Source organism: Dokdonella sp. (assembly GCF_041395345.1).
Lineage (GTDB): Bacteria > Pseudomonadota > Gammaproteobacteria > Xanthomonadales > Rhodanobacteraceae > Dokdonella.
This window is the reverse complement of sequence record NZ_JAWLAR010000026.1, coordinates 1-16,253: the sequence shown is the minus strand read 5'-3', so window position 1 is coordinate 16,253 and position 16,253 is coordinate 1. Positions and strand designations below refer to the sequence as shown.

Annotated in this window: 11 protein-coding genes; 5 read left to right on the top strand and 6 right to left on the bottom strand. The window is 60.4% G+C overall.

Going from position 1 to position 16,253, the window contains the following annotated elements:
* The first annotated feature begins 422 nt into the window (after nt 1-422).
* Together R3F00_RS17450 and R3F00_RS17445 are read left to right on the top strand one after the other, a co-directional pair.
* Nucleotides 423-3,416 (top strand): diguanylate cyclase, encoded by a 2,994-nt coding sequence (locus R3F00_RS17450; RefSeq protein ID WP_371283009.1) that lies wholly within the window; start codon nt 423-425, stop codon nt 3,414-3,416.
* Nucleotides 3,417-3,663: 247 nt separating this feature from the next.
* Nucleotides 3,664-6,867, top strand: a complete 3,204-nt coding sequence (locus R3F00_RS17445) for a two-component regulator propeller domain-containing protein (protein ID WP_371283008.1) — start codon at nt 3,664-3,666, stop codon at nt 6,865-6,867.
* A gap of 275 nt (nt 6,868-7,142) precedes the next feature.
* Here the strand turns inward: R3F00_RS17445 and R3F00_RS17440 are convergent, their stop codons facing one another.
* On the bottom strand, nt 7,143-7,631 hold the full coding sequence (locus R3F00_RS17440) for a pyridoxamine 5'-phosphate oxidase family protein (protein ID WP_371283007.1): 489 nt from the start codon (nt 7,629-7,631) through the stop codon (nt 7,143-7,145).
* 274 nt (nt 7,632-7,905) lie between these two features.
* On the opposite strand from R3F00_RS17440, the gene R3F00_RS17435 reads away from it, so the two are divergent.
* A complete protein-coding gene (locus R3F00_RS17435; protein WP_371283006.1) occupies nt 7,906-8,673 on the top strand; it encodes a DUF6090 family protein in 768 nt (255 codons plus the stop codon).
* A gap of 36 nt (nt 8,674-8,709) precedes the next feature.
* Here the strand turns inward: R3F00_RS17435 and R3F00_RS17430 are convergent, their stop codons facing one another.
* The 5 genes from R3F00_RS17430 to R3F00_RS17410 all read right to left on the bottom strand — a co-directional run bounded on the left by R3F00_RS17430 (nt 8,710) and on the right by R3F00_RS17410 (nt 15,100).
* Entirely contained in the window at nt 8,710-10,392 is a 1,683-nt protein-coding gene (locus tag R3F00_RS17430; RefSeq protein WP_371283005.1) for an amidohydrolase family protein, read from the bottom strand.
* The gene (locus tag R3F00_RS17425) at nt 10,356-11,018 is read right to left on the bottom strand and encodes a GntR family transcriptional regulator (RefSeq protein WP_371283004.1); all 663 of its coding nucleotides are present in this window, start codon (nt 11,016-11,018) and stop codon (nt 10,356-10,358) included. Before R3F00_RS17425 ends, R3F00_RS17430 begins: the two co-directional genes overlap by 37 nt.
* 615 nt (nt 11,019-11,633) lie before the next feature.
* A complete protein-coding gene (locus R3F00_RS17420) occupies nt 11,634-12,881 on the bottom strand; it encodes a DUF819 domain-containing protein (RefSeq protein WP_371283003.1) in 1,248 nt (415 codons plus the stop codon).
* Between the two features lie 81 nt (nt 12,882-12,962).
* Nucleotides 12,963-14,207, bottom strand: a complete 1,245-nt coding sequence (locus R3F00_RS17415; protein WP_371283002.1) for a DUF4105 domain-containing protein — start codon at nt 14,205-14,207, stop codon at nt 12,963-12,965.
* 53 nt (nt 14,208-14,260) lie between these two features.
* Complete coding sequence (locus R3F00_RS17410; protein ID WP_371283001.1) at nt 14,261-15,100, bottom strand: HlyC/CorC family transporter; 840 nt, start codon at nt 15,098-15,100, stop codon at nt 14,261-14,263.
* A 225-nt stretch (nt 15,101-15,325) separates the two neighbouring features.
* Between R3F00_RS17410 and rplU the strand changes: the two genes are divergently transcribed.
* Complete coding sequence (gene rplU / locus R3F00_RS17405) at nt 15,326-15,667, top strand: 50S ribosomal protein L21 (protein WP_371283000.1); 342 nt, start codon at nt 15,326-15,328, stop codon at nt 15,665-15,667.
* Nucleotides 15,668-15,670: 3 nt separating this feature from the next.
* A complete protein-coding gene (gene rpmA / locus R3F00_RS17400; protein WP_371282999.1) occupies nt 15,671-15,937 on the top strand; it encodes a 50S ribosomal protein L27 in 267 nt (88 codons plus the stop codon).
* The last annotated feature ends 316 nt before the right edge of the window (nt 15,938-16,253 follow it).

Here is a 16,253-nt window from a genome sequence, read left to right as displayed (position 1 = left end):
ACCCGGCAACAGGAGTCTGTCCATAGAGGCAGGTAAACTTGCCTCTATGTCCAGAGTCAAAATCTAGTCTTCGTTTTCCGAGCAGGCAATTCTCGGAGGATTCGGTGGCGGCTGCGGGCCACGGGGCGCCTGGCCGTAACCGACAGGTTCAGCGCTATTGCGCACCAGGCCGTTCAATTGATCCACAATGTCGCTGGATACAGCCAGTTTGTCTTGTGATCCCTGATTCATTTCTTGACCTCGTTGTCGGTTGGGTTGGAGCCTAATGTGATTAGCACAGGCCGCATCAAGCTAGAACTACACAACCGCCAAGTCAAGCCGGCGCCGCCTGGCATGGAGTTTCCACTGCCGGTCGTGCATCCAGAGCCTGCGCATTGCCTTCACCTACCCCTGCTGTCACTTTTGGGGTACAAGCGCTCAATATGAAAATACCTGCACTCCATGCTTTCACCATCCTGGCGGTGGCAATCCTGCTTGCGCCTGCGACTGCGCTCGCCCAGTCCGCGGTGCCGCAATCGAAAACCTGGAGCTTCAAGGAAATCATTGCCGACGATCAGTACGCCGCGCCGCCGCTGGGAAATATCGTTCAAGGCAAGGATGGACTGATCTATGTCGCAGACGATATAGGGGTGCTCGAGTTTGACGGCATCAAGTGGAACCGCCTGCCCCTGCCGGATGCACAGGTAGTCACGGCACTGGGCATTTCCGCTGATGGCGAAGTACTTGTTGGCGGCCTGGAATCCCTGATTGCGGTTGCCAGTGAAGGTCATGTCGTGAGTGTCAGGGACTTTTCCGGCGAAGTTCCCGGCGGGCTCTTCGGGCTGGGTCACATCTGGGAATTTGCGGTGGGCAAGGAGTTCTGGTGCGGGCGCACCGAGCCTGCTTTGATTTGCAAGGATTCACTGGGGATGTTCGTACTGTCGGCGGAGCACCGCTTTGGCCGACTGTTCTCCGTGCGTGGCGAACTCTATGTCCGCGATGAGCACCTCGGCCTCAGGCATGTGACAAGGAGTGGACTGGAGCCCGTTGCAGGCGGCGAATTTTTCGCAGAGAGACTACTCGCCGCACTGATTCCGTATGGCGTCCAGGGCTTGGCCGGGATCTCGCGTGATCCATTCGAAGTGGCAACATGGGTAGACCTTGAACACGCCCCGATACCTGCGACGGTTGCAAACGCCGATGAGTACAAGGGCTACATCGGTTACGCGAAGGCACTGGAGGGAGGTGCGGTCGGGCTGCCATTTGACAATGGGGACCTGGTGATACTGGACAAGACGTGGAATGAGATCGCTCGATTCGGAGCCAGCCAGTTCGGAGCGTTGCCCGGCGCCCGAGCGATCTACGTCGAGGATGGAGGCAGTATCTGGGTAGCCTGGAGCAATGCGATTTCGCGCATCGAATGGCCCTCGCGCGTTTCACTGTTCCAGGAATCACAGGGGATAGTCGAATCGCCCACCGGGGTTGTCGAGGGAAACCTCGGCATCATCGCCTATTCCAGCAAGAGTCTCATGCTCCTCGAGGATGACGACCGCACGAAAGACTTCAAGCGCATGACGCCGAACTACTCATGGATTCATGGCGTGGCCAACCAAGGCGGGGAACTGCTGGTCCTGACCGATGATGGGGTGCGAAATACCGAGGGCGGGCCCCTGACGCTGCCAAGACGACAGGTGTACACGCACTTCATGCAGTCAGCGCGTCCAGACGAGGCACTCCTGGGTTTGCGATTCGGCCTGGCTCGCATCCAGAAGCGTGGCTCGACCTGGGTCGAACTCGACGTGCGCGACGGTATCAGCTTCGACGTGTACGGGGTCATCGAGGATTCCAGCGGAAGTATCTGGCTGTCATCGAAACTGGGCCGCGTTGCGCGCCTCGTCCCCAAGGCCGGCAGCACCGCCCTGGCCGATGCTGCGCTGGTCGAGTTTGGTGAGGACGACGGCGTACCCCCAGGCGAGCTTATCCTCGCGCTCATCGGCGGCGAGGTCCAGATCGGCAACCTGCGCGGTTTCTATCATTTTTCCAATGGCAGATTCGAACCCAGCACCAGGCTTCCCTTCGAGCAAACCGGACCCGTCAAGCAGTTTTTCTCCTTGAATGCGAACGAAGTCCTGGTTGCCAACTCATCCGGTCGACTCAGACTGCTTTCCAGGGGCGTGTCCGGCGTCTACTCACGCCAGGAAAGCGTATTCGACGGAATCGCGGGGTTCGGCAACATCCGTGACATCACGATGGACAACGGCGGAATCGTCTGGCTGGCGACCGATTCCGGGGTCGTTCGCATTGACCCATCGGTCAACCTGCCTGATCCGAAAACCGTGCAGGTCCTGATCCGCGAGATCTCCAGTGGCGATAACGCACTTTTTTCGGGGCGCGGCACGCTGCCCGCCCTGAATCTGGCGGAAGGTGACAGCCTGCGTTTCAGCTTCGCCCTGCCAAGCTACCGTGCGCCGGAAATCAACAGTTATCGATCGCGGATTCGCCACGAGGGCGGCAGCGAGGAGTGGAGCAAGTGGAGCAACGAGGTCCGTAAAGACTTTACCAACCTGCCTGCGGGAAACCTGGTATTCGAAGTGGAGGCGAGGGACGTGGCAAGTGCACCCAGCGGTATGGCCTCGGTACCGATTACCGTCGTCGCACCGTGGTATCGGCGTACGTCGACCATGATCGCCTTCTGGCTGGCGGGCCTGGCCTTGCTGGTCGTTGCCGTCCAGTGGAGGCTTCGCGCACTTCGCATGCGCAGTGCAGAACTGGAGCGACTGGTTGCGCTGAAGACCGAGGCGCTTCAGCACGCTGCGGCGACGGACCCATTGACCGGTCTCTGGAATCGACATCATTTCGGTCAATGGGTTCTGGAAGAGGTTCCTGCGATCACCGAGAATGCAGCGCATGCCGCATCAGGTGACGCCGTCGACGTCATTGTCTGCGCGATCGACCTCGATCATTTCAAGCGCATCAATGATCTGCATGGTCATGCCGCGGGCGATGTCGTCCTCATGTCTGTCGCGCAGCGGTTACAGGAAATCAAGCGGGGAGGTGACCTCATTTTCCGTTTCGGTGGTGAGGAGTTCATCTACCTGGGCTTGAACCGGCATCGTGACGAGGGCGACGAGCTCGCCAAGCGGATCGTGGAGGAGATGAGGCAGACCACGATCGAACTGGAAAGCGGCGTGTTGATCGATCCCACGGCCTCGGTCGGCTGGTCGGTCTATCCGTTCTATCGCGAGCGTGCCGAGCTGCTCAATATGGATTTCGTGCTCAGCGTCGCCGACCGTGCGCTGTATGCGGCCAAGGAAAGCGGAAGAAATCGCGCAATCGGCTACCTGCCCAATCTCGCTGTCGACGAGATCGATCGCACCCAGGCGGACTGGCGCATCCAGGTCTTCAACCGCCACCCGGATCTTCTGAAACAGGTGTGATTGAGGAAAGGGCGGCCAGCCAGGACAGGATCGGGTTCACATCGGCGATGGTGCGGTCTTCAGCCACTGCATGGGTGAGGCCCGGCATCTGCGGGTGTTCAAGGGATGGACGCTCCCGACGTCCGCTAGATGGCCCAGAGCGTAGCCGGAATCGTGCTTGCGGTTATGCGATTTGGGAAAACCAAAGGTATCCTGCAGGCTCTGCGCTCTTCGGGCGCGGAACAAGCATCGGATCCAGGGGCCCTTCATGTGGAAGTTACTGTTCTCGCTGCTGCTGGCGACTTCTTGTACGTCGGTCGGCGCCGCGTGGCCAAACGATGATCGTCTGTTCATTTCGGTTCCCGATGGGGACGCCATCACGGGTGGCATCGTCACTGCGCTTGTGCAGGGCAGCGACGGACTGATCTGGATTGGCACTCAGGGGGGATTGATCCGATACGACGGCTATTCGTTCGAGCTGTATCAGGCCGATATCAATAACCCCGATTCTCTGGCGGGAAACTATGTGCGCTCGCTTGCATTTGGCGAAGATGGCAAGCTGTGGATCGGTACGCTGGGCAACGGGGTATCGGTGTTCGATCCGGCTCTCGACAGCTTCACCAACTACGCCAATGTGCCGGATGATCCGAACAGCCTGAGCAACAATCGGGTCGACGCGCTGGCCAGTGACCCCGCGGGCGGCATGTGGATCGGGACCAACGGCGGCCTCGACTACCGGTCGCCGGACTCGGAACATTTCATTCATCACAGGCATGCCGATATGTCGGGCACGCCCAATGATGATCGCATTCGCTCGCTGCTGGTCGATGCGTCGGGCGATTTGTGGGTTGGTAGCTGGAGCGGACTCAATCGCAAGCCGGCCGGATCGGACCACTTCGAGGATGTTGCCGAGTGGAACGAAGCGGCTGCCAGCCTGCGCGGAAGGAATGTCCTGCGCCTGTATCTGGATCAGGGCGGCACGCTCTGGTTCGGCACGCCGGAACACGGAGGCGGCTGGATTCAACCCGATTCCCGCCAGGTGGAGTGGTTGCCGCTTGCCGAGGCCGATGTGGATGGTCTGGCCCACCCATGGGTTACTGGAATCGCTGAAAGCGGTTCGAATGAACTCTGGATTGGAACCTATGGCGGGGGCATCGCGATCGTCGACCTGAAGACACGCTCGATCATCGGTCACCTGCGCAGCGATCCCAGCCTGCCGACCAGTGTAGGCTCGGATGAGATTGGCCCATTGATGGTCGATCAGAGCGGACTGCTTTGGGTGGGGAACTGGGGTGCGGGTCTGCAGTTCTACAACACGCGCAATCACGCCTTTCAGATGATCCACCCCAGCTCGATCCGCAATGACGGGCTCAGCCTTGCGGATGTCTCATCGATCATGGTCGCCCAGGACGGCATCGTCTGGGTGGGTACGGCGGGCAAGGGCATCGATCTGCTGGATCTTGACGTCGGCGTAGTCGGCAGAATCCGACCCGAGCCGGGCAAGCCTGGCGCGCTCACGGGCAGTGGCGTCACGGCAATGATCCAGAGCGAGGATGGTACGACCTGGGTAGGTACACGGCAGGAGGGTCTGTTTCGCCGCGATCCGGGCAGCAGTCAGTTCAGGCAGTACACCAGCGAGAACGGGCTCCTCGACAACTACATCCATCGGCTCAAGGTCGCGCGAGATGGCAGTGTCTGGATTGGCACCAGCGGAGGGTTGAATCGACTCGATCCGGCCAGCGGGAGGTTTTCGACCCTCGCAACAGAAATGGATCCGGAAAAGCCGTTCACCGAACAGATCGACGACATCGTCCTCGATACGGACAACAACCTCTGGGTCGGTGCCGAGACCGGACTGTATGTGCTGGCAAAGGGCTCCGAACGTTTGCATCGCATCGCCCACGATCCGGACGATCCGGCGTCCCTGTCGGACAACGACGTCAATGGAATGCTGATCAGCCGTGAAGGCATGCTGTGGGTGAGTACCGCCCGTGGCCTTGACAGGATGGTCGGCTGGGACGGAACACGCGCGCAGTTCGATTCCGTCACCAGCCGCTTGGGCCGCCCCGGCAGACCTCTGGGAACCAACCTTCTGGAGGACGGGCGAGGACGCATCTGGACTGATGTCGGTGCAATGGTCGACCCGGCCGACTGGACCATGCACTTTTTCGATTCGGCAGATGGAGTTGATCTGGGTACTTCCTGGATTCGTTCCTACGCTCAGGTTCCGGATGGACGAATGATCTACGGCGGCAGCAAGGGACTCGTGGTGGTCGATGCGGAAAAGCTTCGAATCTGGGACTACGATCCACCGCTGGCAATTTCAGAGGTCAGTGTGGACGGTGTGCGGCAGCGAGCAGGCAATCGGATGACGTTGCCAGCCGATTCGCGGAATTTCAGCGTCGGTTTTGCAGCACTTGACTATTCCAATCCAGATGCCAACCGCTACCAGTTTCGGCTGGATCCATACGATCGTGAATGGATAGATGCCCCGGCATCACGCCGGATTGCAACCTACACGCATCTTGATCCTGGTCAGTACGAACTTCGCATCCGCGGAAGCAATCGACTCGGCGCATGGGGCTCTCATCCGCTGCTGATCAGTATCCAGAAGGAGCCCGCCTGGTATCAGACGACCGGGTTCAGGGTCGCTCTGGCTGCTGCAATCCTGCTCTCCCTGTATCTGCTCTATCGACTGCGGGTTCGCCAGCTGATGGCAAGCAGGCGGGCACTGGATGCGAAGGTCAAGGAGCGTACCCGGGATCTCGAGCACGCCATGCTCAAGCTCGAAGAGGCCAGTCTGACCGATCCGCTGACCGGGCTTCGCAATCGCCGCTATCTGAGCAGCCATATCGAACCCGATCTCCAGATTGCCATTCGCGCCTGTCAGGACGCATCCAGACCGGATGCAGGCGATCTGGTTTTCTACCTGTTCGACATCGATCATTTCAAGGCGGTCAACGACCAGTACGGGCACTCGGCCGGCGATACCATCATTCTGCAATTCGCTGCCTTGCTGCGCGATGCCTTTCGCGCGTCCGACGTGGTCGTGCGTTGGGGGGGCGAGGAGTTTCTTGTCGTCTCGCGATTCGTGGACAGGAGCGGCGCAGCAGAAGTGGCAGAGCGACTGCGCCGCAGGATAGAGGCGCATGCGTTCGATATCGGCGATGGCCGTATCGTCAACAAGACGGTTTCCATCGGCTTCGCGGCCTTTCCGTTCGTGCCTGGCGATCCCGCGCGCGTAGGCTGGGAGCAGGTCATCGACATCGCCGACGTTGCGTTGCTCGCCGCCAAGCGAAGTCAGCGCAATGCGTGGGTCGGACTGTCGGTACGCGGTTCGCCCGCAGCTTCGGACATCGAGCAGCTCCTGCGGACTCCCGATACGGCTGTCGAGGGCATATGCGTGGTCGAAACCTCGATACCGGAGCGCCGGGAGATACGCTGGGTGGCATCGCACCACGGGTCCGCCTGACGCAGGTCGAGTTTCTCTCGACCGCCATGTGCCTGAACGTGCACGTCGACGCCTCCAGCCGGCCAGCGCCCGCCGTCGGCGATCGTGCGCACACGATTCATGCGATTCCTCGAGGCCTGGACCATGATGGCGGGTCGAACAAGTACACGGTTGAACCCGGACCCGCTGGATGAACTGGAATGCCGCTGCATGCCCGCCCAGGCAATCGGCTAGCCTCTCGAGGCAGGAGCGCGCAGGAGTTCCAGGACAGATGCCGCAGGTGTTGCGGTCGCGCGCTATCGCAGGTTGACATCACCTACCTTGTCGGCGTAATCCTCCTTCGGGTCCACCCCGAAGAGCATCTTGACCCCGGCCAGAAGGTTGGACTCATTGAGCCACACCTCGGCGTTCTCGGGATCGAAACGCAGCAATACGAGCTTCGGGTCGTCCTTGCCATCGAACCAGGCGGCGATGAACGGGTTCCATAAACGGTCAATCACCGCGCGATCGCGGGATGTGCTCAGCCTGCCATGGATACTTGCAAACAGGTCGTGCCCCTTCGAGCTGAAGGCGGCGATGGCGCGCGAATTCGGCCCGAGCTTCTCGACGACCGCATTGGGTTTCCCGGTGAAAAACCAGATCGGGCCCCGATCCTGATCATCCTCGATGCAGGCAGTCATGGGACGCGAATGCCCGTCTTCAGCGCCATCGATGCCAAGCATGACGGTCCGGTCCGACTTCAAGGCCTTCCACAGCTTCTTTTCCAGTTCTCTGGAATCTGCCATTTTCCGTACTCCCTTGCGTCGTTGCGGCGGGGAATTCCGTCGCGACTGTGAGCAAGTTGTAGTGCGTGCCGCATGAACATGGCGGGAATCCCGGGCCATTGGCATTCAGCAGGGATTGGGATAGCGTGTCCGGGTTCAACCCTTGCCGTCCGGGCGCAGAATGTTCATTGGTATCGGAGTATGGAAATCGTGCTGGAACAAGAGCCCATGCTGTTCGTCAAGCCATCTTTCGATCAGATTCACAAGCAGTGAATGACATTCCGAGTTCGATCGAATGATTGCGCTCATTCGAAAGTTGAGGCGACGCATGCTGGCCGAAGGACGTTTCAGCAAATATCTTGCTTACGCTGTGGGCGAAATCGTGCTGGTCGTGATTGGTATCCTGATCGCGTTGCAGATCAACAACTACAACGATGCGCGCGAGGAGCGCGCACGCGAGCTTCGCTATCTGGTGAATATCCGTGCGGATCTTGTCGCCAACATCAGCGAGATGGATCGCTATCTGGCCACTCGCACCGAACTCGTCGCCAGCGCGCAACGCATCATCCGTCATTTTGAGGGTGAAGCCATCGAAGATCTTTCCGCATTCAACGCGGACGGCGTTGGCATCTACAGCTGGCAACGCTATTACCAGATCAACAACACCTTCCGGGAACTGATCAATTCCGGGAACTTCGCCCTGCTGTCCAATGACAGGATCAAGCACGGATTGCTGGATCTGGAATCGCAATACCTGAAAATGAAGGGCGAGGAAGACCATTTCCGCTTCGATGCGGAAACTCTGCTGTACAACCCGCTGTACGAATCGATGGACCTCACCCCGATCGTGATGGACTTCGCCTATCGAGTCAGCAACGGCCAGGCGGGCAGGGACGGAATGCTGTCAGAGCAGACGTTCGCCGACTACCTCCAGAATCGAAAACTCAAGAACGGCTTTGTCATGACTGCGCTCGAATTCGAAACAATGAACGAGCAGATGAGGGAGATGAAGCGCTTGTCGCAATCCCTGATGGACGAGATTGATGCCGAGTTGCAGCGCTGAATCCGGCAATGCCCGCTGTTCGCACGTTCGCCAGAGTCAGCGCGAATCACGCTGATCCGGTAGAGGCCAGCGATCCGGATCGGTCATCCAGCCTCGAACCTGCTGCGCATCGTCGATGCGACTCAACTTGAGCAGCAAGGATTCTGCGCTGGCCAGCTGGTTGTCGCGAAATACGACGCCGTCTGCACGTAACCGGGCCATATCCACCATCCATTGATCGATGTCGGCGTCCATGATGGCGGCGGTGTTCAATCGTAGCTGTGTTCTCGCGTAGGCATCCGTCAGTTCCCGCCGGATTCCGGCGATGGCGGCACGGTCCAGGCAGGCACCACGAAGGCAGACGATTTCCGGGTCGAGCAGCGCATCGATGTTTTCGAGCGGGTTTTCCGGCATCAGGATCAGATCGGCCCGGGCGCCGACGATGACTTCGCCGAACTCACCCTCCATCCGCGACGCGATGGCGGCTTCCAGGGTCGCGGAACGCAGCGTTTGTGCTGCGGACATGCCGAGCGAGTGGAAGTCCTGCATTTCCTGGACCAGCACGCGGCCAAAGATCATGAACGGATAGCCGCCGCCCGAGTCGGTACCCGTCAGGAATCGTGCGCCATCCTCTAGCAGGGTGCGGAAAATGATATCGGCGTACGCGCGTGCGCCAAGCCGCACGCGCGTCACTTCGTCTAAGGGCTGTTCTCCTTCGATGCGCCATAGTTCCCGCTCAAGCGGCGACATCTGAACGGCTTCCGGATCAAGCTGGGCCTCGCGTGCCTCGCTTCCTCGAAGATGCGCACGATGTGCCTGAAGGGTAGGGGTATTCCACATCCCGCTGTCGCGGCTGGCCTCGCGCCAGTTGTTGTCGGCAATGGTCAGCGTTCGATCGTCCAGGTAACCCTTGAAGTGCTCAGCGGTACGGAATCCGAGCTCGACTGCGCGGGCTACCGTGACGTCATGCGGTATGTGACCCACCACATCGATATTCCGACTGGCAGCTTCGTCAACTATCGCCGTCAGCAGATCTGCGGGCAGGTTGTTGTGCACCTTGATGGCATCGTAGCCAGCTTCGGCGTGCGCACGAACAGCCGTGCGCGCCTGTTCCTCGGTGGTGACGACCTCGGCGTACCAGTCCATGGGGGAGGCATTGAGGATCGGACCGGCTACGATCATCGAGGGTGCGAACAACCTGTTGTTCGCCGCCTGCTCGCGTTGCCTGAGCATCCAGCGGAAACCGTCCATCTCCCGGACAGCGGTTACCCCGTGAACGATGTTGAGCAGAGGCTGTGCGGTCGATTCCAGGCCGTGTACATGCATGTCTACCAGCCCAGGCATGAGGACATGCCCGCTGGCCTCGACTACGCGTTGCGCACCCGAGACATCCAGTGTGTCTCCAATCTCGACGATTCGACCGTTCGCAATGCGAACATCCTGCGGCGGACCCATCTGGCCATCACGCATGTCGATGATCCGGGCGTTGCGAATTACCGTGGACTGGGATGGATACCGCCCCAGGAGGCTTTGCTGCAGCTGTAGAAGCTGTGCCTCCTCAAGCAGGCGCGTCCATTGCAGGAAACTGCTTTCGTCCCTGGCGCGAGTCAGGGCTGGATAGTCCATTGGCACCTGGCTCATGAAGCGCCACAAACCAAGCGTGATGCCCAGGGCGACGAGGCAGGCGAGGAAGACCCGGACCTTCACCGCGTCTTGCTCCGTGGTCTTGCTGATCGCCACTTTCGAATCGTTTCGATACCGTTGTGCCAGTGTGACGAGACCAGCCTTGCGGCAGCGGAAGCGTCGTTCTCACGCAGCGCCGCAACTACCGACGCGTGTTCGCGTACAGTCAGCTCGACGGCCGCAATGCCGCGATCGGCGCCGCCATCGTATCGACTGGCCAGGGCGCGCTGGCGCGCAATCAGTTCAATGAGACGGGCATTTCCGCAATGCGCGACAAGCAGAGAGTGCCACTCGGCATCGAGCGCGTGTCGTTGTCGCCCGGATGCTCCTGGCTTCGCAAGCCGTGTATTCAGTGCATCGAGTTCATCCAGAATCTGCTCCGGGTAGGTTCCGGTCGAGGTGATGGCGAGTCCTTCCAGCACCGCCAGAATCGGGAACAGTTCCTCGACGACTTCATCCTCGCTATCTGTCACGACTCGTCCCTTGTAGGGCTCATGTCGCACCAGACCTTCCCGTTCGAGCCCGGCGAGGGCTTCACGCAGCGGTGTCCGACTGACCCCAAGCTCGGCGGCCAGCGAATTCTCGTCGAGCCGTGTCCGTGCCGGGTACTCGCCGTCGACGATACGGGAGCGCAAGACACGCAGAACTTCCTGCGAGGTGGTGGATCGGCTTATTGCATTCATATTGTATATTGTATGCAATACTGCCCAACAAGGTCAAGTTCGAGCGGGCTCTGTCCGCACGACTGTCGAAAATTCGTGCATGGATCGACGCTTGCGCAACACGCCGGCACACGGTGTGCGTACGCAAGGCATGGCAGACCGATAGGGCTTCGCCGGGATTGATCAGATGAGAGTCCGGATGGGATCGCCGCTTTCAATCGACATCCAGGGCAACGCTGAACAAGTGGCCCAACCGTCATGGCATTCAGAAGGTCTGCCAGTCGTGCTGCGAGGCGAAGTGAAGGCGGGTGGCCTTGACAAGACTCGCGGTGCGGCTGGCGGGCCTCCTGAAAGCCACCTGTTTCAATAGAGAACCAATCGGTCAGGCGACGCCTGTCTGCGCGCAGCTCCTTGTTGCGCTGCCTTGAAGCGACTGCATGGATGCAGGAGGTAGAGGTCGCTCCAGCGCATCCTGCGCTCGCGACACTCGCACATCCCTGTGCTTCGCAACGCAGGAGCAGTTGCCGAGACGGCCGGTCCATCTGCGTCAGCGCGGCGCGATCTGCACGCAGACAGACGTCGTGACGGTTGCGCCACTTGTTCAGCGTTGCCCCAGGGAGCCGTTCCGGGTTATGTTCAGCCTGCCATCGCCTGCAACATCAGGCCCGTCATGTAGGCGCAATAGGTGCCGAGGGCGTAACCGAGCACGGCCATCAACACGCCGACCGGTGCGAGGTTCGGGTGGAACGCGCTGGCCACGACCGGCGCGCTCGCGGCACCGCCAATATTGGCTTGCGAGCCTACCGCCATGAAGAACAACGGCGCGCGTATCCATTTGGCAATCGCGAGCATGATCAGCGCATGCACCGAGATCCAGCAGAAGCCCAGCGCAAACAGGCGCGGACGTTCGAACAATGCACCGATATCCATGTGCATGCCGATCGTGGCGACCAGGATATAGATGCCGACCGAACCTACGCGTGATGCGCCGACACCTTCGAGTTCACGGGCGCGGGTAAAACTCAATGCAAGCCCGGTCGTGGTCGCAATGATCACCACCCAGAAGAATCCGGAAGTCAGGCTGTAGCGGGACAGCTCAGGCGCAACCTCTGCAATCCAGCTCGCCAGCGGGCTGCCGATTGCATGGGCGAGGCCGGTGGCGCCGAAGCCGACGCCGACGATGATCATCAGATCGTTCAGGGTCGGGATCTTCGCGTGCTGGGCCTGGTAGTTTTCGATGCGACGCTTCATGTCTTCGATGCTGCGGGTGTCGGCGCCGGTCCAGCGATCGAAGGCCTCCGCCCGGGTAGCCAGGAACAGGAGCACGGCGGTCCACGTGGTGCCTACCAGGATGTCGACCGTCACGAATTGTCCGAACAGGTCACTGTCGACGTTGAACACCTCCTTCATTGCAGCCTGGTTCGCGCCGCCGCCTATCCAGCTTCCGGCAATCGTTGTCATGCCGCGCCAGGTATCGCCGGCGACGGTCTGCGGCGAGATCACCTCGAACAGGCCGAACGCGAAAACGGCGCCGAACATGACGCCGGCGGTACCGGCCAGGAACATCACGATGGCCTTCGGGCCCATGCGCAGGATGCTCTGGAAATCGATGGACAAGGTCAGCAACACGAGTGCCGAGGGCAGCAGGTAGTCGCGAGCCATCGGATATAGCCCGCTGGCATTGCCGTCAATCAGGCCAATGCTGTTGAAAATGGAGGGAATCAGGTAGCAGAGCAGCAGGGCCGGTACATAGGTGTACAGACGCTTCCAGAATCCGTCTTTTCTCGACGAAGTCCAGAACACCAGCCCGAGCACACTGGCTAGCAGGCCGAAAACGACCGCGTCATCGGTGATCAGGGCAGTCGTGGAAGCTGGATCCTGCATGTCGTCGCCTCTCTTGTGGGTTGACCAGTCAACGGGAGCCTGGGGCTACTCGGATGTGCCGATTTCGGATTCGCGTGCCGCTCAATGTTCCCGGCCGGTCCGGATCGAGCTGCGCAGGGCAGCATGGGCAAGCACGAGATGTACCGGCAGCAGCAGCAGTATCCAGGCCAGGTTGGCCTGTACGAAACTGGAAAGGATCTTGCTGAACAGCGCGAACGCAGCGAGCAGGGCAATCAGCATTGCGATGCGACGTGCGAAGACGGTTGCCTGCCAGTCGGCGTGCCCCGATCGCCACCATGTCGGCAGCAGCAGGATGCAAAGCGGACTGAACAGCAGCAGGTTCTCGTTGGCCCATGCCGATACATGTTCGGTGAAGCCCCAGAGACCTAGCAGGATCAGTCCAAACAGCGCGCAGACCACGGAAAACAGCAGGGCCAGCGACGCGAATCCGATGCGCGCCCAGCGTCGCTCGCGCTTGATCGAAAGGAAGCCCAGTAGCGATGCGAACGCAAGGCCGATGGCGAAGAACGGCCAGCGCAGGTCGGGTGGCAGCGGCGGTGGAGACGGCAGTCGCGCTTCAGCCAGCTGGCGCTCTTCGGAGACCAGTGGTACCGAATTCCCGGCTTCGTCCGTCACCTTCATTTCGCGCATGTGATCGCGCAGCTGCATCGGCACGAAGCTGTCTTTCCAGAACGACAGGCGCTGGTCGGAAAACGGACCGAGCCCGATATCGATCACGCCCATCAGGAACGGATCCGGGCTGGTCAGGGCGTCAGCCAGCATGCGGTAGGTGAAGCCGCGCGACGGCGAGGTCATCTGCCGGCGCAGGTTGCCCTGCAATGCCGCGTCAAGCTGGTCGCGTACCTTGGTCGAACAGTTCGAGACGAAATAGTCGTAGGCGTAGTGCCGGTTTTCGGGCAGCAGATTGGTGTCCAGAGCCTGCTTCAGGGCAAGCGCCTGCGCAGGCGTCATGCGCAGGCGTTGCTGTGTAACCGAGCGACCTTGCGATACGTAGTAGTCGATATCGTCTCGGGCATCATTGGCAGCGATCTGGTAGCGCATGCGGCCACGGATGAAGTTGAGAAAGAAGTCCTCTTCCTCGAAATCGAAGATGCCGTAGTTGTAGCTGACTGCCTCGCCACTGCCCGGATCACGAATCACGATCGCGTTGTGTCCGAACCGCTCCCAGTAGACCTGACCTGGGCCGAATGTCAGCAAACTGACCTCGAGCGCCGGCGCGTCGTCGGTTTGAGCGAGGGCAGAGGCGGTTCCGGCCAGGACCTGCAGCAGCAGGAAGATCAACAGCCCCAGCAGCAGATACGCCATGTTCCATCCGCGATGCTCGGGCCGTGATGCGGGTTTCAGGCTCCCCGCATGAATCACGCTTCCTGGATCCGTACGGCAAACTGCTGCACGCGGCGGGCATCACCCTTACTGACGCGAAACAGGAAGCCGGCCAGCCTGATCTCTTCGCCCGGCTGGGGCAGGTGGCCGAACTCGGCCGTGATCATGGCGCCGATCGTGTCGTAGTCCTCGACCGGAAAGCGCGATTCGAAACGGTCGTTGAAATCCTCGACCGAGGTCATCGCATTGACCAGGAAGCGGCCGTCGGTCTGCGGCTGGATCAGGTTGGGCGTTTCCTCTTCGTCATGCTCGTCGTCGATATCGCCGACGATCTGTTCGAGCACGTCTTCAATCGTGACCAGTCCGCCGACCCCGCCGTACTCGTCGACGACGATGGCCATGTGGTGGTGTGAAAGGCGGAATTCCTTGAGCAGGATATTCAGGCGCTTGGCTTCCGGAATCAGGGCCACGGGACGAAGCAGGCGGCGGATGTCGTCACCGCCGTTCTCGGCAAAGCAGCGCAGCAGGTCCTTGGCCAGCAGGATGCCGATGATCTCGTCGCGATCCGTGCCGTGCACGGGAAACCTTGAATGGCCGGACTCGATGACGATGTCGAGGACATCCTTCAGCGAAGATTCCGCGGGAATCGAGACCATTTCCGACCGCGGGACCATGATGTCGCCGACGGTCAGGTCGGTCACCCTGATGGCGCCTTCGATCATCGAAAGGGTATGGTCCGACAGCAAGCCGTTGGCCTGGGCGGATCGCAGCTCTTCGATCAGTTCCTCGCGGCTGCTGACTTCTCCTGATAACGCGTGGGTCAGGCGTCCAAACCACGAACGCTGCGGGCTGCTACTGGGGGGTTCCTCGCTCATTTTCCGCTTGCACATGCCCATGCGGGCGTAGCCGCGGAGTGTATCAAATGCGCATTGCAGGTCGAATGACCGGGAAAGCTGAACGAAACGGGCCGTCGAGGGTCGGTCCGAATTGACCTGAGCGGGGCAAGCCGCTAACATCGCGCGCCCCAAATCCGGTCTCCGGCTCGTCCGTGCTGCCCGATTGAGGGTCGTTCCCAGAATAACTACATAGGCAAATCAAGCATGTACGCAGTCGTACTCATTTCCGGTAAGCAGTACCGGGTGACCCAGGGCGAGACCCTGCGTGTCGAAAAACTTGTCGGCGACGTCGACAGCACGGTCGATTTCGACCAGGTGCTGATGGTCGGTTCCGGCGAAGGCGTCAGCATCGGAGCCCCGCTGGTCGCGGGCGCAACGGTCGGCGCGAAGATCAAGTCGCACGGTCGCGCCGACAAGATCCGCATCATCAAATTCCGCCGCCGCAAGCACCACATGAAGCAGCAGGGGCATCGGCAGCACTACACCGAAATCGAAATCACCGGCATCACTGGTGCTTCGAGCAAGAAGAAAGCGACCCAGGAGTAAGTCATGGCACACAAGAAAGCAGGCGGCTCAACCCGCAATGGTCGCGACTCGAATCCGAAGTACCTCGGCGTGAAGATGTCCGGCGGCCAGGCGTGCAGCGCTGGCAACATCATCATCCGCCAGCGCGGCACCAAGTATCGCCCGGGCACCGGCGTGGGCCTTGGCCGTGATCACACGATTTTCGCGATCATCGATGGCGTGGTCGAGTTCAAGACCAAGGGCGTCGACAAGCGCAAGCACGTCAGTGTGGTGCCGGCTTCGGCCAACTGACATCGTTTCGCCCGATTCGTGACAGAGCCCCGCCCTGTGCGGGGCTTTTCATTTGCACGCTGGATATGACCCGGGAAGCGGCCGCAGGAAGCGGCTTCAGCCGCGATGCTCCTGCTCATGATTTCCACCAGCCTGATCTCCGGCAACAAGGAAGAGCGTCACGGCTGAAGCCGTTTCCTACAGTAGAACGCACGTTGCAGCGTGCGATTGCTGTACGCTTTTCCGAATCCCGACTCCCCAATCCCGACTCCCGGCTCCTCAATCATGCAATTCGTAGACGAAGCCACCATTCGCGTCCAGGCCGGTAACGGCGGCA

Excerpts from the sequence above, each read along its gene's own strand:
- R3F00_RS17450 (WP_371283009.1), top strand. The coding sequence starts at position 423 with ATGAAAATACCTGCACTCCATGCTTTCACCATCCTGGCGGTGGCAATC.
- R3F00_RS17445 (WP_371283008.1), top strand. The coding sequence starts at position 3,664 with ATGTGGAAGTTACTGTTCTCGCTGCTGCTGGCGACTTCTTGTACGTCG.
- R3F00_RS17440 (WP_371283007.1), bottom strand. The coding sequence starts at position 7,631 with ATGGCAGATTCCAGAGAACTGGAAAAGAAGCTGTGGAAGGCCTTGAAG.
- R3F00_RS17435 (WP_371283006.1), top strand. The coding sequence starts at position 7,906 with ATGATTGCGCTCATTCGAAAGTTGAGGCGACGCATGCTGGCCGAAGGA.
- R3F00_RS17425 (WP_371283004.1), bottom strand. The coding sequence starts at position 11,018 with ATGAATGCAATAAGCCGATCCACCACCTCGCAGGAAGTTCTGCGTGTC.
- R3F00_RS17420 (WP_371283003.1), bottom strand. The coding sequence starts at position 12,881 with ATGCAGGATCCAGCTTCCACGACTGCCCTGATCACCGATGACGCGGTC.
- R3F00_RS17415 (WP_371283002.1), bottom strand. The coding sequence starts at position 14,207 with ATGGCGTATCTGCTGCTGGGGCTGTTGATCTTCCTGCTGCTGCAGGTC.
- R3F00_RS17410 (WP_371283001.1), bottom strand. The coding sequence starts at position 15,100 with ATGAGCGAGGAACCCCCCAGTAGCAGCCCGCAGCGTTCGTGGTTTGGA.
- rplU (WP_371283000.1), top strand. The coding sequence starts at position 15,326 with ATGTACGCAGTCGTACTCATTTCCGGTAAGCAGTACCGGGTGACCCAG.
- rpmA (WP_371282999.1), top strand. The coding sequence starts at position 15,671 with ATGGCACACAAGAAAGCAGGCGGCTCAACCCGCAATGGTCGCGACTCG.